Annotated in this window: 14 protein-coding genes, 3 tRNA genes, 2 rRNA genes, 1 other RNA gene and 1 other annotated feature (2 of these 21 only partly in view); of the genes, 5 read left to right on the top strand and 15 right to left on the bottom strand. The window is 50.8% G+C overall.

Going from position 1 to position 20,000, the window contains the following annotated elements; all coding sequences use genetic code 11:
* The 4 genes from P398_RS0102755 to tadA form a co-directional block, all read right to left on the bottom strand.
* Nucleotides 1–193 carry the 5' portion of a YbaB/EbfC family nucleoid-associated protein gene (locus tag P398_RS0102755; protein ID WP_024372540.1) on the bottom strand. The gene continues 125 nt to the left of window position 1, outside the view, so only the first 193 of its 318 coding nucleotides appear in the window; its start codon is at nucleotides 191–193; its stop codon lies off the left edge, out of view.
* Between the two features lie 17 nt (nucleotides 194–210).
* A complete protein-coding gene (gene dnaX, locus P398_RS0102750) occupies nucleotides 211–1,890 on the bottom strand; it encodes a DNA polymerase III subunit gamma/tau (RefSeq protein ID WP_024372541.1) in 1,680 nt (559 codons plus the stop codon).
* A gap of 95 nt (nucleotides 1,891–1,985) precedes the next feature.
* Nucleotides 1,986–2,254, bottom strand: an RNA gene (gene ffs / locus P398_RS16525) — signal recognition particle sRNA large type.
* A gap of 53 nt (nucleotides 2,255–2,307) precedes the next feature.
* A complete protein-coding gene (gene tadA, locus P398_RS0102745; RefSeq protein WP_024372542.1) occupies nucleotides 2,308–2,808 on the bottom strand; it encodes a tRNA adenosine(34) deaminase TadA in 501 nt (166 codons plus the stop codon).
* 121 nt (nucleotides 2,809–2,929) lie between these two features.
* Between tadA and P398_RS0102740 the strand changes: the two genes are divergently transcribed.
* On the top strand, nucleotides 2,930–3,565 hold the full coding sequence (locus tag P398_RS0102740) for a deoxynucleoside kinase (protein ID WP_024372543.1): 636 nt from the start codon (nucleotides 2,930–2,932) through the stop codon (nucleotides 3,563–3,565).
* Entirely contained in the window at nucleotides 3,562–4,233 is a 672-nt protein-coding gene (locus P398_RS0102735) for a deoxynucleoside kinase (protein ID WP_024372544.1), read from the top strand. The genes P398_RS0102740 and P398_RS0102735 overlap by 4 nt, the downstream gene beginning before the upstream one ends.
* A gap of 42 nt (nucleotides 4,234–4,275) precedes the next feature.
* Here P398_RS0102735 and P398_RS0102730 read toward each other — a convergent pair whose 3' ends face one another.
* The 8 genes from P398_RS0102730 to pdxS form a co-directional block, all read right to left on the bottom strand.
* Nucleotides 4,276–5,274 (bottom strand): hypothetical protein, encoded by a 999-nt coding sequence (locus tag P398_RS0102730; RefSeq protein ID WP_029334012.1) that lies wholly within the window; start codon nucleotides 5,272–5,274, stop codon nucleotides 4,276–4,278.
* Between the two features lie 165 nt (nucleotides 5,275–5,439).
* Nucleotides 5,440–5,529 (bottom strand) — tRNA-Ser (locus P398_RS0102725).
* Nucleotides 5,530–5,558: 29 nt separating this feature from the next.
* Nucleotides 5,559–5,649 (bottom strand) — tRNA-Ser (locus P398_RS0102720).
* Between the two features lie 36 nt (nucleotides 5,650–5,685).
* Nucleotides 5,686–5,776: transfer RNA gene (locus tag P398_RS0102715), tRNA-Ser, on the bottom strand.
* A 140-nt stretch (nucleotides 5,777–5,916) separates the two neighbouring features.
* On the bottom strand, nucleotides 5,917–7,203 hold the full coding sequence (gene serS, locus P398_RS0102710; RefSeq protein ID WP_024372546.1) for a serine--tRNA ligase: 1,287 nt from the start codon (nucleotides 7,201–7,203) through the stop codon (nucleotides 5,917–5,919).
* A 52-nt stretch (nucleotides 7,204–7,255) separates the two neighbouring features.
* Nucleotides 7,256–7,464, bottom strand: a binding site (T-box leader).
* A gap of 18 nt (nucleotides 7,465–7,482) precedes the next feature.
* Nucleotides 7,483–8,682: a D-alanyl-D-alanine carboxypeptidase family protein gene (locus tag P398_RS0102705; RefSeq protein ID WP_051638938.1), complete on the bottom strand. Its 1,200-nt coding sequence runs from the start codon at nucleotides 8,680–8,682 to the stop codon at nucleotides 7,483–7,485.
* 134 nt (nucleotides 8,683–8,816) lie between these two features.
* Complete coding sequence (gene pdxT / locus P398_RS0102700; protein WP_029334010.1) at nucleotides 8,817–9,395, bottom strand: pyridoxal 5'-phosphate synthase glutaminase subunit PdxT; 579 nt, start codon at nucleotides 9,393–9,395, stop codon at nucleotides 8,817–8,819.
* 1 nt (nucleotide 9,396) lies between these two features.
* Nucleotides 9,397–10,302: a pyridoxal 5'-phosphate synthase lyase subunit PdxS gene (pdxS, locus tag P398_RS0102695; RefSeq protein WP_029334009.1), complete on the bottom strand. Its 906-nt coding sequence runs from the start codon at nucleotides 10,300–10,302 to the stop codon at nucleotides 9,397–9,399.
* Between the two features lie 278 nt (nucleotides 10,303–10,580).
* Between pdxS and pdxR the strand changes: the two genes are divergently transcribed.
* The 3 genes from pdxR to P398_RS0102675 all read left to right on the top strand — a co-directional run bounded on the left by pdxR (nucleotide 10,581) and on the right by P398_RS0102675 (nucleotide 16,214).
* The gene (pdxR, locus tag P398_RS0102685) at nucleotides 10,581–11,990 is read left to right on the top strand and encodes a MocR-like pyridoxine biosynthesis transcription factor PdxR (RefSeq protein WP_024372551.1); all 1,410 of its coding nucleotides are present in this window, start codon (nucleotides 10,581–10,583) and stop codon (nucleotides 11,988–11,990) included.
* 19 nt (nucleotides 11,991–12,009) lie between these two features.
* On the top strand, nucleotides 12,010–12,642 hold the full coding sequence (locus tag P398_RS0102680; RefSeq protein ID WP_029334008.1) for a class A sortase: 633 nt from the start codon (nucleotides 12,010–12,012) through the stop codon (nucleotides 12,640–12,642).
* Between the two features lie 152 nt (nucleotides 12,643–12,794).
* On the top strand, nucleotides 12,795–16,214 hold the full coding sequence (locus P398_RS0102675) for an alpha-amylase family glycosyl hydrolase (RefSeq protein WP_029334007.1): 3,420 nt from the start codon (nucleotides 12,795–12,797) through the stop codon (nucleotides 16,212–16,214).
* Between the two features lie 40 nt (nucleotides 16,215–16,254).
* Here P398_RS0102675 and guaB read toward each other — a convergent pair whose 3' ends face one another.
* The 3 genes from guaB to P398_RS0102660 form a co-directional block, all read right to left on the bottom strand.
* Nucleotides 16,255–17,718 carry an IMP dehydrogenase gene (gene guaB, locus P398_RS0102670; RefSeq protein WP_024372553.1) on the bottom strand — a complete coding sequence of 488 codons (1,464 nt, stop codon included), beginning with the start codon at nucleotides 17,716–17,718 and terminating at the stop codon, nucleotides 16,255–16,257.
* Between the two features lie 247 nt (nucleotides 17,719–17,965).
* Nucleotides 17,966–18,081, bottom strand: a 5S ribosomal RNA gene (rrf, locus tag P398_RS0102665).
* A gap of 94 nt (nucleotides 18,082–18,175) precedes the next feature.
* Nucleotides 18,176–20,000: ribosomal RNA gene (locus P398_RS0102660) — 23S ribosomal RNA — on the bottom strand (it continues 1,089 nt past the right edge of the window).

Below are 20,000 nucleotides of genomic sequence, written 5' to 3'. Positions count from 1 at the left end.
CCGGGTCGACGACATCTTCAGCGATGATGATATCTAATACTTCTTTATGCCCGCTCACGACAACTTTCACCATGCCACCGCCGGCCGTTCCTTCTACCGTTAAATCTTTCAATTCTTCTTGGGCTTTAGCCATGTCTTTCTGCATTTTCTGCATTTGTTTCATCATATTGTTCATGTTTCCCATTCCACGCATATAAAGCGCCTCCTTTATTAAACTTCTTCGATTTCGACGACATCACCGAAACGTTCGAACGCTTGTGCGACAAGCGGATCTTCTTCTGCCGGCTTCGCTTCTTCTTTCGCATCCGTGCGCTCCGCTTGTTTCTGAAGGATGAACTCGTTTTTCAATTCAAGCCAATCTGTTTCAAGGACAGCCATAATTTCTCGACGGATCCCCGTTACTTCAAACAATGCTTGTTCGATTACGTCACGGGTGCGGCCATTCGAACTGACTTGTTCATAATGCCATGTCATCCCATCTTTAAATTGTACCAGTAAGGTGTCGCTTGCACAAAGGACAGCCTCACTCTCATAGAACAATGCAAAGATTGGACCATCTTGTGTTCGAATGTTCCCCATGATATCTTCCCAGCTATCGCGAATCGCGTTCAAGTGCTGACGTTCTGCCCGCTGCAGAAGTTGACGAATCCGTTCTTTCGGAACCCGGATTTGTGTCCGTTTCACCGCTTTCGGCTTCTCAGCAGCAACCGCTGTCGTAGCTACACCATTTTTCTTCACTTCATTCAGCTCTCGACTCAATTCGCGTACTTGGTCTTGAAGCTGCTGCATCTGTTCGCTCATCGTACGGCCTTGTTCCGCAATCCGGATAAACGTCAATTCCACCAACACTTTCGGATGGTTCGATAATCGCATTTGTTGTTGGCAGTCATTCAACTCCTCAATGACTTGGAACAATTCATCGGTCGAGGTCGCTTCGACGAACTCACGGAATTGTTCATTCGGCCGGGCTCTTTCCAGTAAATCGACAGCTTGCGGAGAAGCTTTCAATAGTAACGCATCACGATGAATAAAGACGAGATCTTCCACGAAACGCTTTAAGTCCTTCCCTTCACGTAACATCGTTTCTAGCGTGCTAAGGATTTGGTCCAGCTGTTTTTGCTGTAGCCCATACGCCATGTCGAGAAGCGCATCATCGGTCACAGCGCCTGTCACCTCAAGAACAGCCGCTTCCGTCAATCGGTCATCACTAAAGGCGAGCGCTTGATCAAGCAGACTGAGCGCATCCCGCATCCCACCGTCCGCGGCACGCGCGATCAACTTGAGCGCTTCCGGATCGTAATCGTAATCTTGGTCATTTAAAATGTAAGCCATCCGCGTCTGCAGCTGACCGACCTCGTGGCGCTTCACGTCGAATCGTTGACACCGCGAGATAATCGTCGCCGGAATTTTATGCGGTTCTGTCGTTGCCAAAATAAAGATCGCATGCGGCGGCGGCTCTTCTAACGTTTTTAACAACGCATTGAACGCACCGGTCGACAACATGTGCACTTCATCGATGATATACACTTTAAAGCGCGCTTGTGAAGGCGGATACTTCACCTTATCCCGAATTTCTCGAATCTCGTCAACACCGTTATTTGAAGCCGCATCGATCTCGAAGACGTCCGGACTCGTCCCTTCTGTAATGGCTACACAAGTCGGGCACGTGTTGCACGGTTCTCTCGTCGGTGCAGTCTCACAGTTGATTGCTTTCGCAATGATTTTAGCAAGACTCGTCTTCCCCGTCCCTCTAGGTCCAGAGAATAAATAAGCATGCGAAACCCGCTCTTCAAGCAACGCGTTTTGAATCGTACGCGTGATATGGACTTGACCGACAACCTCTTGGAACGACTGCGGACGATAGACTCGGTATAATGCTTGATACGCCATGTCCCCGCCTCCTTTCTTCCTTACGTTTCTCTATTTCATCATACAAAAAAATCTACAACCCATGGGCCGTAGATTAAAGTTATTAAATAAATCTGCCGCGCACCGATTTCTGAAAGCACGTCAATGTGCGTTACTCATGCAGTTTGCTCGGCCCAAGCACCCCTGCGGCACACGGTACGTCACCACTTAAGGCTGCTTCCTTCCGGACCTGACCTGGTTCATGGGTGACCGTTGCGCAGGACTCAGACGTCAACGCCACTTACACGAGGACGGGCCACACCAATGCACTCCCTCGAATCGGGATTCAGTCTCGCTATAGCGGATTGCGAGTTACAGGGCACCGCTACCTCCCCGCCTAGCACGGCAAATGGGTAAATGAAGTTAAGCACTTCTTTGAGTGCTATTACATTATACTGTTTAATCTGTAGGGTTGCAACCTCTCTGTTCAAGCCGGGCCTGCTTCTTACGTTCACGAAGGTCCCGAAAGAAATCAGTCAGTAGCGCTCCACACTCTTCTGCTAAAACATTTTCGGTTACATCAGCTTGATGGTTGAAGCGTTCATCTTGAACGAGGTTCATTAGCGTGCCGCAACATCCACCTTTCGGATCATGCGCCCCGAAGATGACCCGCTTTACACGTGAAAGCACGATTGCGCCCGCACACATCGGGCACGGCTCTAGCGTGACAAACAACTCACAGTCCTCAAGCCGCCAATTCTGGAGTGTTTCGTTCGCCGCCTCAATCGCAATCATTTCCGCGTGTGCGGCCGCAAGCAAGTCGGTCTCTCGTCGATTGTGCCCCGAGGCAATCACCTCGTCTCCTTTGACAATGACACATCCGATCGGGACCTCTCCGATCGCTTCCGCCTTCTTCGCTTCAGCAATGGCGAGCCGCATAAATCGTTCATCACGTTCCATATTAACACTCCGTTTCTCGTCACTTATTATGAAAAAAAATGAAAATCATTTCGCTCGCCCTATCCAACTCATTGTGTGCTAGAATGGAACTTGCACTTTGGATAATGGAGGATGACATCATATGTTTATAACGGTAGAAGGACCGATTGGTGTCGGGAAAACGTCACTGGCCCATATCATCAGTCAGCACTTTTCAATGCAGATGCTGAATGAAATTGTAGAAGAGAACCCCTTTCTCGGCAAGTTTTATGAAGATATCGAAGAATGGAGTTTCCAAACGGAAATGTTCTTCTTGTGCAATCGATTCAAGCAACTAGACGATATCCACAAACACCACTTGAGTCAACAGCAATCCGTCGTTTCAGACTACCATATTTTCAAGAACTTGATTTTTGCTCACCGATCGTTACGACCGGCGCACTTGAACAAGTATGAGCAGATTTATAAGATTTTGACACATGATATGCCGAAACCTGATGTCGTCATCTACTTACACGCCAGTATCGAGACGCTCATGAAGCGCGTCGCCTTACGCGGACGAGAAGTAGAAGAGAATATGTCGCGCGACTACCTCGAACAACTCGCCCACGATTACGAGACGTTTGTCGAATCGTATCGGGCGACCCACCCCGAAGTGACGATTCTATCGTTTAGCGGTGACGAGCTCGACTTCGTCCATAATCCGGATGACTTGACGCACGTCCTCGCGACGATTGAACGTGAACTAGAATTGACTAAAGGAGCCCAACTAAAATGACGCTGAACGAAAAATATAACATTCCGAACGACACGATCATCACGATCGGCGGCATGGTCGGAATCGGTAAATCGACCATCACGAACTCGCTCGCGGACGCCCTCAACTTCCGCACGTCACTCGAGAAAGTAGATACGAACCCGTACCTCGATAAATTCTATCACGATTTTGAGCGTTGGAGCTTCCACCTTCAAATCTACTTCTTGGCTGAACGTTTCAAAGAACAGAAGAAAATCTTCCAATACGGCGGCGGATTCATTCAAGACCGCTCGATCTATGAAGATACGGGCATCTTCGCGAAGATGCATTACGAGAAAGGCACGATGTCGCCGACAGACTATGAGACGTACTCAAGCCTGTTCGAAGCGATGGTGCTCACACCGTTCTTCCCGCATCCTGATCTATTGATTTACCTCGAAGGTTCATTCGACCAAGTGCTCGATCGCATTCAAATGCGCGGACGTGAGATGGAACAACAAACACCGATCACGTACTGGGAAGAAATGTACGCTCGCTATACGGAGTGGATCAACAACTTCAACCTCTGCCCGGTCCTTCGTCTCTCGATTGAAGAATACGATTTGATCAACGATCCGGACTCAGTTGAGCTGATCTTGGAAAAAATCGAAAAGCAGTTGACGATCGCTCGTGAAGCGAAAGTTAGATAAATGAAAGAAGGTGCAACGCTCAATGGCGTCGCACCTTCTTTTTTACGTGTGAGCGATATGGTGTTTGCGGTACGTCGGTGCTTTCCGTGCTTTCCGAAAGCCGTCGATTGAATCAAACACGGCTGCAAGGATCGTGATTGCCACGACGAGTCCGAACACCCAATTGAATGAGAAGACGCCGTTTGGGACGTTCGCCTCCATCCAGTTTACGAATCGGGCATCTAGCAATCGCGCGGAACTCGCCATCCAAATGATGAATGTTGCCGAAGCCACATTGTAAATCAGATTATAGGAAGCAAGTGCATACGACCAACGTCCTTTGATCCATTTCCACACACCGAGTACGACTTGCAACAACACGACGAGAAGAAATAGCCAAATCACGTCAAATAGGAACGATTGATTAAAGACCGGCGTGACCATCGTGAACCCTTCCGCGGTCGATTCATAAATCCCGATCAATCGTTCAGCGTTCACGTACACCCCAAACCAAACCGCCGTCCAAAACAAACCAAACCCGGCATCAAACTTACTGATCCGGCCGCCCCGTTCCCGTTCGCGCAACGTATTCACATCCCATTTCATGACAGGTGCTTTCGATCCTTGAGGGGCGTACCGCTCAATTAAAAAGAAGATGAGCGTGATCCAAAACACAAGTTGAATCCCGACGTTCCATAATGTGTCGAATACGTTCGTGAGGAACGTGCCGACAGTCGGCAAGATCGGTCCCGAAAAGGTCGGGATGCTCGCGATGACGAGACCGAAAAAGACGACGGCCATCACAATCGGCACAACGAGTTTGACGATGGACACATACAGCGGAAACATCCCCGGTCCAATCAAGTACTGACCTTCTTTATACTGCGCGGCTACGGCAGCAGGATGTCCCATTTCTTCTAATACACGCTTCATTTCCGTCTCCGTCGGATCAGCCGGTAGTTTCGTCTTGATCTCTTGCTGAAGCGACTCAGCTAGCGACTCCCGCCGATTAGCCGGAACATGTTTGACCACTTCTTCTATATACGCGTCTATCCAGTTCACCACGTCCACCTCCTTTCCGATCGACCCGAACAGACCCTACCGTATTAGAATTCCCGTTTTTAACCGAGGATAGCTGTCGTTCGTAATTTTGCCACAAAAAAAGCCACAGACATAAAGTCTGCGACCATTAAAAAATGCATCTGCCTATGCAGATGCCAAATCGAGCGGAGTTGGTGGGATTCGAACCCACGCGAGCCTTGCGACTCCTAACGGATTTCGAGTCCGTCCCCTTCAGCCGGACTTGGGTACAACTCCAGGCTTAAAAAAGTGTAAAAAAAAGAAAGTGGAGGAGGTGGTGGGATTCGAACCCACGCAGGCTATTACACCCCTGACGGTTTTCAAGACCGTTCCCTTAAACCACTTGGGTACACCTCCAAGATATATGCAATTGTTGAGCCTCCAAAATAAAAATGGAGGAGGTGGTGGGATTCGAACCCACGCAGGCTATTACACCCCTGACGGTTTTCAAGACCGTTCCCTTAAACCACTTGGGTACACCTCCAAAGCTCATATACAATTCGTGAGCAATCATCTCGCTCGACATGATTTATAGTACCAACTGACGGGACAGATGTCAAACCCTTTTGTGAAAAAACATTAAAAAAATCCGCCGACACGAAATCGCATCGACGGAACAGCTTTTTACTTGGCAGGCATCTCGATTTTTTCGATTCCACCCATATATGGACGGAGTACTTCAGGAATCATAACCGACCCGTCCGCTTGTTGGAAGTTCTCCAAAATCGCGGCGACAGTCCGACCGACAGCAAGTCCTGATCCGTTGAGTGTATGCACGAACTCCGGTTTCGCGTTCGCTTCACGACGGAAACGGATACCCGCACGGCGCGCTTGGAAATCTTCAAAGTTTGAGCAAGATGAGATCTCGCGGTACATGCCTTGCGCCGGCATCCACACTTCGATATCGTATTTCTTCGCGGCCGTGAACCCGAGGTCGGCCGTACACATGCTGAGCACTTGGTACGGGAGACCGAGACGTTTGAGTACTTCTTCCGCATGACCCGTCAACAGTTCGAGTTGCTCATAAGACTCTTCTGGCTTCACGAAACGGACGAGCTCGACTTTATTGAACTGGTGCTGACGAATGAGACCGCGTGTATCGCGGCCGGCAGATCCGGCTTCTGAGCGGAAGCAAGCGCTGTACGCCGTGTACGTGATTGGAAGCTGGTCCTCAGCGATGATCTCATCACGGTGCATGTTCGTGACCGGTACTTCCGCTGTCGGAACGAGGAAATAGTTCGTGTCAGCCACTTTGAAAGCATCTTCTTCGAATTTAGGAAGTTGACCTGTCCCTGTCATCGCATCGCGGTTGACCATATATGGCGGGAGGACTTCTGAGTAGCCATGCTCATCGGCATGCATGTCCATCATAAAGTTGATCAAGGCGCGCTCTAAACGGGCACCGAGTCCTTTATAGAAGACAAAACGACTGCCCGTCACTTTCCCGGCCCGCTCGACGTCAACAATCTTCAAGTCTTCCATCACGTCCCAATGTTGTTTCATTTCAAAATCGAATGTCGGTTTCGTTCCGACTTCACGAATCGTGACGTTGTCGTCTTCCGTTTCACCGATTGGCGTTGATTCATGCGGGATGTTCGGGATGCTGAGCAGAATCATGTTCAACTCCGCCTCCACTTCACGCAAGTCTTCATCCAACAATTTGATTTCATCCCCGAGCCGGCGCGTCTCCAAAATCGGCGCTTCCGCATCCTGCTTATTGCGCTTCAGTTCGGCGATTTGTTTTGACGCCTCGTTTCGTTTCGCTTTTTTCACATCGACTTCGTTAATCAGGTTCCGTCGTTTCTCCTCGAGTTCCGGGAAACGGTCGAGCGCACTCAAGTCTTCACCTCGGTGGGCGAGCTTCGCTTTAATCTCTTCAAAGTCTTGGCGTAATCGTTTAATGTCTAACATTCTTATTTCCTCCCTTTTCACATAAAAAAGGTGGCACGCCCCTTTCCCGTAGGAAAGGGACGAACCACCTTGGATCCGCGTTGCCACCCTCGTTGCCTGAAATCCAGGCCACTCGATGCACGTAACGTGTGCGTAACGTGACTTGTTTCCAAGCCAATGCTCCGAGGCCGATTCAGTTACATCATCCCACTAGTTTGCACCAACCACTAGCTCTCTGTCAGTAGATGACTGTAACGTACTTTTCCCCATCATTGCATCTGTCGTTGAATTAATTTTACTTTACAACAACTCGAGTCTATCGACAAGACTCAGTTTTCCAAGCACAAGTCGAATCTCATCTAAAAAATCTGAAAAAGCACGAGTCATCCGTGTTAGAAACGACGCTTCCTCGACCGCCTCTGCCGTCACGAGCATTCCTTTCGGAGGTTGCTCACCGTCCAAATACCGGACATGATCGGACAATTCGACGGTCACGGTACCGATTTGTTGGTCGACCGATACCGGGGCAGTCGTATCCGGAAGATCATAGACGAGCGTCGGAACCGGTTGTCCTTTTTCGACGAGCACTTCGAAAGCAGACGTCGTTCGGACCGATACGTGTTCAACTTCGCCCCCGGCCACAAAAGCTTGTTCCGCTACGAGCTCACCGGTACGTAAAATCGGCGTCATCACAAAGTCACCATAAGCGTATTCATGCAACGCTTTCGTGGCCGTATATCGACCGTCATCCGTTTTTGCCCCTAGGACGACAGATAAGACCGTCCGGCCATCTCTTGTCGAGACACCGATAAAGCAGTACCCCGCATCATCTGTCGTTCCTGTCTTAAAGCCGAGCATACCCGGATAAGCTAAATCGCGACCGGTAAGCATGCGGTTTGTCGCTTCGAAACGCACACCGTCAATGTCAACGTAAGCCTGTTTCGTCACGTCAAGCACGTCCGGGTACTTCGTTAAATAGGCGAGCGCCAATTTCATTAAATCACTCGCGGACGTCAAGTTCTCACCCGGTCGTCCGGCAGAGACAGAATCAAGTCCGGACGCGTTGGCAAACGTCGTCTGTGTCATCCCAAGCGCCGTTGCCCGTTCATTCATCAAGGCGACGAACGACTCTTCCGATCCCGCTACCGCTTCCCCGAGTGTCACGGCGGCCTCGTTCGCTGAGCGAATCAGTGCCACATCATATAGTTCCTTGACGGTGTACGGTTTGTTGACGAGAGGGATTCGCGCCAGACCTGGTTTCTTTGTTAAAGCGAGAGCTTCCGCGCTCGGCGTCACTTCCTCATTCCAACTGAGTTCACCTTGTTCAATCGCCTCACGCACGAGGAAAGCCGTCATGAGTTTTGTAATCGATGCTGGCGGAAGCATCGCATCTTCCTCTTGGGAGAATAGAATTTGACCTGTCGTCAAATCGACGAGCATCGCACCGCTCGCATCTATGTCTGGTGCAGCCTTTGCCACCCCTGGAGAAGCTATATTCATAACGATTGCTCCGATGAGCAACCATATCATCCATCTCACTTTCACGGTCTTGCCCCTTTCTATACGTGTCTCGTTACAGTGTAGCAAAAAAAAGCGCGAAAAAGGCTCCCGATTTATAACCGGGAACCTTTCAATCAAGTGAGTTGATGCTTCTTCGCTTCCACGAGATCAAGGAAGTAACGATGCATCGACAAATCCTCTGTAAGTTCAGGGTGGAAGGAACAGGCGACGTACTTGTCATAGCGTACGGCGACAATCGCTTCCTCCACTTCGGCGAGCACTTCGACAATCGGTTCGACCGCTGCGACTTGCGGGGCGCGAATGAAGACCGCCTCGACCGGCGCTTCGATCCCTTTCACCGGAAGCTCGACTTCAAAACTGTCGACTTGACGTCCGAACGCGTTCCGTTTCACCGTCATCGGGATTTTCCGAAGGTGGGCATCGTAGCCTTCGACTTCTGTCGCCAGCAAAATCAAGCCAGCACACGTCCCGAACATCGGCAATTCTGTGTTCGTCCGCAACGGTTCGAGTAGACCGTAGCGATCGAGCAGACGGCGCATGGCCGTACTCTCTCCACCCGGTAAGACGAGACCGTCAATATGAGCCAAGTCATCAATCGACCGGACGACGAGCGTATCCGCCCCGAGCGCCTCGAGCATGCGCACGTGCTCGCGAATCGCTCCTTGCATACCTAGCACGCCAATCGTAGTCATCTTACCAGCCTCGTGGTGCCATGAGTTCTTCTTCTTTGAGTGTTCGCACGTCAAGGCCTTTCATCGCTTCACCAAGACCTTTTGACAAATGAGCGATACGCTCGTAGTCGTCATGGTATGTCGTCGCCTCGACGATGGCACGGGCGAACTTCTCTGGGTTCTCCGCCTTGAAAATGCCTGATCCGACGAAGACACCGTCCGCACCGAGGTGCATCATGAGCGCCGCATCTGCTGGCGTGGCAATCCCACCTGCCGCGAAGTTGACGACTGGAAGGCGTCCGGCCTCACGGATTTGCATGAGCACTTCAAACGGCGCGCCGAGATCACGGGCTTCGGTCATCACTTCATCGATGCTCATGGAGAGCAAGCGTTTTACTTGTGCTTGAACAGTACGCATATGGCGAACCGCTTCGACAATGTTCCCCGTCCCTGGCTCACCTTTCGTGCGGATCATAGCTGCACCTTCACCGATGCGGCGTGACGCCTCTCCGAGGTCACGAGCGCCACAAACGAACGGCGCTTTGTAATCACGCTTGTACAAATGGAACTCCTCATCCGCTGGCGTCAACACTTCACTCTCATCAATGAAATCGACCCCCATCGATTCAAGGACACGCGCCTCAGCGATGTGGCCGATGCGGCACTTCGCCATAACCGGTACGGATACCGCTCCCATCACATCTTCAATGATTGTCGGGTCAGCCATTCGAGCGACACCGCCCATTTTACGAATATCTGAAGGAACGCGCTCGAGCGCCATGACTGCGACCGCACCGGCAGCCTCAGCAATTTTAGCCTGTTCGGCGTTGATGACGTCCATGATGACGCCGCCCTTTTGCATTTCAGCCATCCCACGTTTTACTTTATCTGTACCTACTTGTCTCTTTTCCAAATGAATCCCCTCCATATAAGCTAGTCTACTTGTAAGTATAGGGAGATTTGACTATATTGAAAGTGTCAGTTTAACAATTTTTAAAGTGGTCAGTTTAAACAGAGGACTTCACCTCCCCATTCACGAATGGATGCATAAGACTGAAAAAGGAGGAATGGAATATGGCTCAATGGGACCCACGTGACGATTCACAAAATCGTACCTATTACGGTAAGCCTGGATTGGTCGGTCTTCTCCTCGTGATCGGCTTTGCCCTCTACTTCTTCTTCGGGTGACCACGGAAGGGATTTAAAATGGATATGCTTACACTCGCGCTCGATTCTGAATCGAGCACCCCACTATATGAACAGCTTTATTTACACATCCGCCATGCGATTGTCGATGACACACTCACGACCGGGGCAAAACTTCCCTCCAAACGTAAACTGAGCGACTTCATCGACGTCTCACAAACGACCGTCGAACTGGCATACGCCCAATTACTCGCCGAAGGATATATCGAATCTGTACCGCGTAAAGGGTTCTATGTATTGCCACAAGAAGAACTATACGTACGCCGCAACGATAATCCGATCAAACCGCTCCCGCAAAACAAAACGTACACGTTTGACCTTTATCCGAGTCAAATCGACACGACGGCGTTCCCATTCGAGCGTTGGCGACGCCATCTAAAACAAGTTGTCACTGAAGAGAACCGCGATTTGCTCGCACTCGGCCCTGTCCAAGGAGATCACGTGTTGCGTCAAGAAATCGCGACGTATTTATATCATTCTCGCGGTGTACACTGCTCTCCCGAACAAATCATCGTCGGCTCCGGGACCGAACAATTGTTACCACAACTGCTCGACTTGTTGCCAGACGCCAAAACGTTTGGGATTGAAGATCCAGGCTATCCGCTCACGAAACAGCTGTTCGAACATCAAAATCGGCATTACGTCCCCATTCCTGTCGACGAGAGCGGTCTGCTCGTTGACCGTCTCGAACCTGAAAGGATTGATGCGGTGTATGTGACACCAGCCCACCAGTTTCCGACCGGGACGATTCTCTCCGTCAGCCGAAGGCAACGTCTTCTCAACTGGGCGCTCGAACATCAAACTTATATCATCGAGGACGATTATGACAGCGAGTTTCGGTACAGTGGAAAACCGATTCCGTCGCTGCAAAGCATGGATCAAAATGAACGGGTCATCTATTTGAGTACTTTCTCCAAATCACTCATGCCATCGCTTCGAATCGGGTATATGGTGTTACCGCCTCAGTTGTTGAATCGTTATCGTGAGCGTTACCGACATTTCACTTGCAGCGTCCCGCGGTTTGAACAGCACACGCTCGCTGAATTCATGGCGAACGGGGATTTTGAAAAGCACTTGAACCGGATGCGCAAGACGTATCGTCGCAAGCTTGAGATTGTCGCAACTGCGTTTAAACCATACGAACCGGCCGTCTCCATTACCGGGGCGAGTGCCGGACTGCATATCATCCTTTCAATCGATGCGCCTCACTCGACCGAAACGTTGCAACGAATGGCTGAATCGGCGGGGATCCGGATTAAAGCAATGGAGGATTATTACATCCGTTCCCAAAATCGCAACCCTCAATTTTTATTTGGATTCGCCGCTCTGTCAGAAGCCGTATTACCGATTGCTGTCGCACGGTTAATGTCGTGTTGGAATATAACGAAGGGAGGGACATCAACGGATTAAATCCGTCGATGGCATGTTCATGAGACGTTTACGTTATGGAATCGGTATCCTCCTCCTACTTTCCGGACTTCTCCTGTTATCCAACTCGTGGTGGAAAGACCAAGTCGCCGTCTCGAACAGTGAACGGGTCACCGAAGGATTGCAGTTGCAACAACTACAGCAGCCCGAAGAAGGCGAGTTCGACTTCGCGACTGTCACACCGCTGTCATGGGATGATTTAATTTCCGTGCGCAATCGTTTTCATGATTTACCGGCCATCGGATTGATTCTCGTGCCAGACATCGATTTAGAATTACCGATCCTTTACGGTCTCGATGCAGACAACTTAGCCGTAGGAGCCGGGACGATGCGACCGACACAACAGATGGGTAAAGGTAATTATGCACTGGCCGGGCATTACACGCAGAGTCCAACGTCTCTCTTTGGCCCGCTCCATGAGATTGAAACCGGGATGCACGTTTATGTGACCGATTTGACTGACACGTACGAATACGTCGTCACGTCGCTTGAGACCGTGCCTCCGACCCGGGTCGATGTTCTCGATGACACGACAGAAGCGACCATCACCCTCGTCACCTGCACGTTCGATGCGACCGAACGTCTAATTGTGAAAGGTCGTCTCGCCAATAAGACCCCTTACTCCCCACTCTAAACACCTTCGTGTCCCGAAGGTGTTTTTTTAATACTTTTTCAAAAATATATTGTTAGCGCTTCCATAATCAGCTACACTATTTTTGAAACCGTTTGCACAATTTTCCTATTTTGTTGTCCTGTAGATGATTTTATCCATGAAAGAGGTGTCCTATGAAGAATAAAACTGCACGCCGCACGTCGACCCTTCTGTTATCATCCGTTCTCTTGATTCAAACAGGCGTTCCCGTGAACGTACTCGCTGAACCTACGGCCGTTTCCATCGATGGAATAAAGAGCGATTGGGCAAACGTTCCGGCTCTCGCCACGTCCCCTACTACTGGCTGGCAAGGATTTGACCTCGGTGACCTCTATATGCAAAACGATGCCAAGCATCTTTATTTCTATGTCGATGCAAAGAACATTCCGAATTGGGGCGACAACGGGCAGTACATAAACATCGCACTTCAAGTGAATGACGAGGACTCCGGCGTGAACACGAACCCGCTCGGTTACCCGTTCAACTTCAGTCAGACCGATAAAAAACCACAGTATCATATTTTACTTCGCGTCGATGGCGACACAGCGATTAAAGAAGCCGCGGTCTATGAATCGGGCAAGTCGATTCCGCTCGCGAATTTGAATAACTTGAACGGCGCTTCGTTCGCCCTCGACCGCACAAAAGGGTTTGAAGGAAAGATCCCGTTGTCGTTGCTCGGTTTGACGAATAACGACCAACTCCGGGTCTTGACCGTCCTCAGTGGGAATAACGCCAGCGAACACGGGGCGTTCGATACGATCCCGAGCAATCCGGCCAACAAGCTCGCGGACAGTTGGAACGTGGCGGCAACGCCATCCGTTCAATCGATATACAGCCCCGCTTATACGCTCAGCGGTGTCGAGACGGTCAGTCAGCTCGAAGTAACAACGGTCGTCCCGGCGAATCGATCGACGGATGCCGCGCTTGATGCCCCGATCACATGGACGTTCAATGAACCGGTCACAGTCGATGCTGCTCAAGTTCGATTAATGAATGGAGATTCGGCTGTGCCGTTCCGTGTCGAAACGAGTGGCGCGACGGTCACGGTCACCCCGACAGAAAAGCTTTTGCTCGCCGAGACGTATGAGGCGACGATTCCGGCAGGCGCCGTGACAGGAAAGCTGTCGAACACGACGCTCCCTGCCCTCACGACTTCGTTCAAGACGATCACGGAAGTGGCAGACCCGTGGAAGACACAGCGTTATATCGAAATGACGTACGTACGTGCCGACGGGAATTATACGGATTGGAACTTGTGGACGTGGAGCACCGGTGCGAAAGACGGACAAGTCGATCCATACAAAGTGACCGAAGACGGTGCCATCTTCCGTATCCCGGTCGGAAAAGACGCGACGAACGTCGGTTTCGTCATTCGTAAAGGCACGGATTGGGCCGTCAAAGACGGGTACGGGGAAGATCGATACGTCAAACTCGGTACTGACCGTATCACGAAAGTCGTCGTCGAGAGCGGCAAAGGCGCGTTCCATCAAGTGCCGACGATTCAAGGTCCTGTCTTTGAAAACGGCGAGATCACGTTCTTCTATCGGGATAAAGAATTGTACGAAGCAGGTACACTCGATCAAGTCGATCGTGTCGCCTTGAAAGTGAACGGGACGACGTATCCGATGACATACGAAGTGAAGAACGAATGGTTCCGTCATACAATCAAGCTACCGGAAGGGACACACGACTATACGTTCCTCGTGACGAAAGACGGCGTGACGACCGAGGTCAAAGATCCTTACTTCGAAGCTTCACGCGTCGAATACAAACGTCCGAACGTCAAGTTGACGTCGTCCGTCTCACCAAAAGCAATCAGCTCGCGAGAAAACGCTGTCGTTCATGTGAAACCGACGTTACCAAAAGGGGTGGCGTTGCGTGAGCTATATATCGACGCCCGTCCACTCGGCGGACCGGCGAAATTGGCGATCGACCCGGCGCTCAACAAACAGACGATCGCGGTTAAAGATTCCGTGAAACCTGGTAATAAGACACTGACGATTCAAGCGATCGATCAATACGGCAACGTGCATACGACAACAACGACCGTTAACGTCCGGCCGGTCACGATGAAAGACAAACAAGCATTCGACTGGGACGAGGCACGGATCTACTTCATGTTGACGGACCGGTTCTATGACGGTGACAAGACGAACAACAATCCGAACGGCGAGTATTATGATTTGGACCACCCTGAATCGTATCATGGTGGTGATTTCGCCGGCATCACGAAAAAGCTCGACTATCTCGACAAGCTAGGGATCAACACGATTTGGATCACGCCGATTGTGGATAACATCGACTGGGATCTCCGTTATGGGAAAGATGGTTCTCAATATGGATACCATGGCTATTGGGCGAAAAACTTCGAGAAGCTCGACGAACACCTCGGAGACATGGCGGCGTTCCACCGTTTGATTGACGCGGCGAACGAACGCGGTATCAAAATTATGGTCGACGTCGTCTTGAATCATCCAGGCTACGGGATGGAATCTGGCGCGGTATCGACTGGAGCGACGAATTTCCCGACGAATAAAGAGCGGCAAGTATTTGAAGGTATGATCCGTTCAAATCCGGTCGACGGGGATGATTTGAAGATGTCACTTTCTGGCTTACCGGACTTCAAGACAGAAGAAGCTGCCGTCCGGGACCAACTCGTCAAATGGCAAACGGATTGGATCAAGCGTTCGAAAACGAAGAAAGGCAACACGATTGATTACTTCCGGGTCGACACGGTCAAACACGTCGACTCGACGACGTGGAAGTCGTTTAAAAACGAGTTGACGGCCATCAAGCCGGACTTCAAAATGATTGGTGAGCACTACGGGGCGAGCGTGAACAACACAGGCGGCTATTTGCACAGTGGACAGATGGACTCCTTGCTCGATTTCGATTTCAAATATCAAGCGGAGAGTTTCGTGAACGGGAATATCGACGGGGTCGAGAGCGCCCTTCAATATCGCAACATGCAGCTGTCGAATGAAGCGACGCTCGGCCAATTTCTCTCTAGTCATGATGAGGATGGTTTCCTCGTCTCCCGTGCTGGCGGCGACGAAGGAAAACATATGGTTGCCGCTTCGCTCCAAATGACAGCAAAAGGCCAGCCTGTCATCTACTATGGTGAAGAGGTCGGTCAATCTGGAAAACATGCCGGTGATATGGACAAAGGCGAGTTTAACGAAAACCGTTACGACTTCGACTGGAAACGCGTCACGGGCGAAGGGAAAGCGATGCATACGCATTATCAAAAACTTCTCAACATCCGCGCGGATTACTCGAAAGTGTTTAGCAAAGGAACACGTGCCGTTGTAGCCGGAGGATCGAACACAGGGTACTCCATCTTTGAACGAACATATGGAAAACAATCTGTCGTCGTCGGCTTGAACACGAAAGAGACGGCTCAAAAAGCCACGTTCCAAACGAAGCACAAGCACAAGACCGTGCTCGTCGATCGCTATAGCGGACGCTCATACGTCGTTCAGCAGGATGGAAAAGTAACTGTACAATTACCTGCACAAGACCAAGGCGGAACCGTCATCCTTGTGAAGAAATGAAAAAAATCCGTTGCTCGCATCTGAGCAACGGATTTTTTTGTTATCTTGAGTAGTTTGGTGCTTCTTTTGTGATATGAACATCGTGCGGGTGGCTCTCTTGGAGGCCGGCCCCCGTCATCCGGATGAACTGCGTATCTTCACGGAGTGCACGAATGTCTGCCGCACCGCAATAGCCCATTCCAGAGCGGAGTCCGCCAATGAGTTGGTAAACCGTATCAGCCAGTTCACCACGGTATGCGACGCGTCCTTCGATGCCTTCTGGGACGAATTTCTTATCGGCTTCTTGGAAGTACCGGTCTTGGCTACCGCGCTTCATCGACGCTTCAGATCCCATACCACGATACGTCTTGAACTGACGGCCTTGGTAAATTTCCATCTCACCTGGGCTTTCTTTCACACCTGCCAAGAGGCTACCAAGCATGACAGCGTGCGCGCCGGCAGCAATCGCCTTGACGATATCACCTGAGTACTTGATACCGCCGTCTGCGATAACGGTCACACCATGTTCACGCGCTTCTGTGACACAGTCATAGACAGCCGTGATTTGTGGGACGCCGACACCTGCGACAACTCGTGTCGTACAAATCGAACCTGGGCCGATTCCGACTTTGATGACCGAGGCACCAGCTTCAATCAACGCGCGAGTCGCTTCCGCAGTCGCGACGTTTCCGGCGATGATCGGCAATGTCGGGAAGAGGTCACGAAGTTCTTTCACTTTCTCGATAACACCTGCCGAGTGGCCATGGGCCGTATCGACGACGAGAGCATCGACGCCTGCATCGACAAGGATTTGAGCACGTGACGCCGCATCGCCTGTGACACCTACGGCTGCAGCGACAAGAAGACGACCTTGCTTATCTTTTGCAGCATGTGGGAACTGTTCAACTTTTTCGATATCTTTCGTCGTGATCAAACCTTTTAAAATCCCTGCATCGTCGACAAGCGGTAATTTTTCAATTCGATGCTGATGAAGGATGCGTTCTGCTTCTTCAAGCGATGTTCCAACTTTTGCCGTCACTAGATTTTCCGTCGTCATGACGTCTTCAATCACCGTTGAATAATCTTTGATGAAACGGAGGTCACGGTTCGTCAAAATTCCAATTAACTTGCGCTCGCTCTCAGAATTAACGATCGGGACTCCGGAAATTCGATATTTGCTCATCAAGTATTCTGCATCATACACTTGACGTTCTGGCGTTAAATAGAAAGGATTCGTGATGACACCGTTCTCTGAGCGTTTGACGCGATCGACGTGCTCGGCTTGCATTTCCATGGACATGTTTTTATGGATGACTCCTAGTCCACCTTGACGGGCCATCGCGATGGCCATCGGAGCTTCGGTTACTGTGTCCATGCCTGCACTGATGACGGGAATGTTCAGTTCAAGTCCCTCACAAAGCTTTGTGCTTAAGCTTACATCCCGCGGTAAGACGTTAGAGAATCTTGGCACGAGTAGTACATCATCAAATGTTAATCCTTCTTTTGCAAACTTGTTTTCCCACATAAAAATCGATTGCCCCTTTCCTTATCGGACCCGAATCTTTGTTTCGAAATATTTCTGTAATGGTAACAGGTATGGCTCGAAAGTGCAATTCAATTGAGGATGTTCAGAAAGTTCAGAATTGTGTTCATTCCGTTTAAATCAGGTGCTTAATGTTCGTAAACTGATGGAATATCAAAACAATTGTTTAATATATGTATAAGCATATACAAAAAAAACGACCGAGCGTTATGCTCGATCGTCTCATGTTGCCTGGCAACGTCCTATCCTCACAGGGGGAGACCCCCAACTACTTTCGGCGCTGAAGCGCTTAACTTCCGTGTTCGGCATGGGAACGGGTGTGGCCGCTTCGCTATCGCCACCAGACAAAGAAAATATCAACATCGTCCTTCGGACGTGTCAATCACCTTCAGGGTTTGTTCCCTGAAAACTGAAGTTCATCAATTGTCAAACCATAGACTAGATCAAAGCCTCGACCGATTAGTATCATTCAGCTCCACGTGTCACCACGCTTCCACCCATGACCTATCTACCTCATCGTCTCTGAGGGGTCTTTCTTGATTGCTCAAAGGGAAATCTCATCTCGGAGGGGGCTTCATGCTTAGATGCTTTCAGCACTTATCCCGTCCGCACGTAGCTACCCAGCGATGCTCCTGGCGGAACAACTGGTACACCAGCGGTGCGTCCATCCCGGTCCTCTCGTACTAAGGACAGCTCTCCTCAAATTTCCTGCGCCCACGACGGATAGGGACCGAACTGTCTCACGACGTTCTGAACCCAGCTCGCGTACCGCTTTAATGGGCGAACAGCCCAACCCTTGGGACCTACTCCAGCCCCAGGATGCGATGAGCCGACATCGAGGTGCCAAACCTCCCCGTCGATGTGGACTCTTGGGGGAGATCAGCCTGTTATCCCCAGGGTAGCTTTTATCCGTTGAGCGATGGCCCTTCCATGCGGAACCACCGGATCACTAAGCCCGACTTTCGTCCCTGCTCGACTTGTAGGTCTCGCAGTCAAGCTCCCTTCTGCCTTTGCACTCTTCGAATGATTTCCAACCATTCTGAGGGAACCTTTGGGCGCCTCCGTTACTGTTTAGGAGGCGACCGCCCCAGTCAAACTACCCACCTGACACGGTCCTCCAGCCGGATCACGGCTGCGAGTTAGAGACTCTATACGCAAAGGGTGGTATCCCAAGGGTGTCTCCACCGAAGCTGGCGCTCCGGCTTCACAAACTCCCACCTATCCTGTACATCGCGTACAAAGCCTCAATATCAGGCTGTAGTAAAGCTCCATGGGGTCTTTCCGTCCTGTCGCGGGTAACCTGCATCTTCACAGGTACTATGATTTCACCGGGTCTCTCGTTGAGACAGTGCCCAAATCGTTACGCCTTTCGTGCGGGTCGGAACTTACCCGACAAGGAATTTCGCTACCTTAGGACCGTTATAGTTACGGCCGCCGTTTACTGGGGCTTCGGTTCAGTGCTTCTCTTGCGATGACACATCCCCTTAACCTTCCAGCACCGGGCAGGCGTCAGCCCCTATACTTCATCTTGCGATTTAGCAGAGACCTGTGTTTTTGCTAAACAGTCGTTTGGGCCTATTCACTGCGGCTTATGTTGCCATAAGCGTCCCTTCTCCCGAAGTTACGGGACCATTTTGCCGAGTTCCTTAACGAGAGTTATCCCGCGCGTCTTAGAATTCTCATCTCGCCTACCTGTGTCGGTTTACGGTACTGGCGCCGACCTCCTTACTAGAGGCTTTTCTTGGCAGCGTGAAATCCGGTACTTCGCCCTACGGGCTCCACGTCACAGCTCAACCTTGTATGCCGGGCGGATTTGCCAACCCGACGGCCTCGCTGCTTGTCCGTGCACTTCCAGTCGCACGGTTACCTTATCCTTCTGCGTCCCCCCATCGTTCAAACGGTGGTACGGCGGTACAGGAATATCAACCTGTTGTCCATCGCCTACGCCTTTCGGCCTCGGCTTAGGTCCAGACTAACCCTGAGCGGACGAGCCTTCCTCAGGAAACCTTGGGCTTTCGACGGAGGGGATTCTCACCCCTCTTTTCGCTACTCACACCGGCATTCTCACTTCCAAGCGCTCCACGGCTCCTCACGATACCGCTTCACTGCTGCTTGGAACGCTCTCCTACCATCCCTTACGGGATCCATAGCTTCGGTGGTATGTTTAGCCCCGTTACATTTTCGGCGCGGCGTCACTCGACTAGTGAGCTATTACGCACTCTTTGAATGGTGGCTGCTTCTAAGCCAACATCCTAGTTGTCTGT

It is taken from the genome of Exiguobacterium aurantiacum DSM 6208, assembly GCF_000702585.1.
GTDB classification, from domain to species: domain Bacteria; phylum Bacillota; class Bacilli; order Exiguobacteriales; family Exiguobacteriaceae; genus Exiguobacterium; species Exiguobacterium aurantiacum.
The sequence above is the reverse complement of the archived record's forward strand: the minus strand, read 5'-3'. Positions and strand labels throughout refer to the sequence as shown.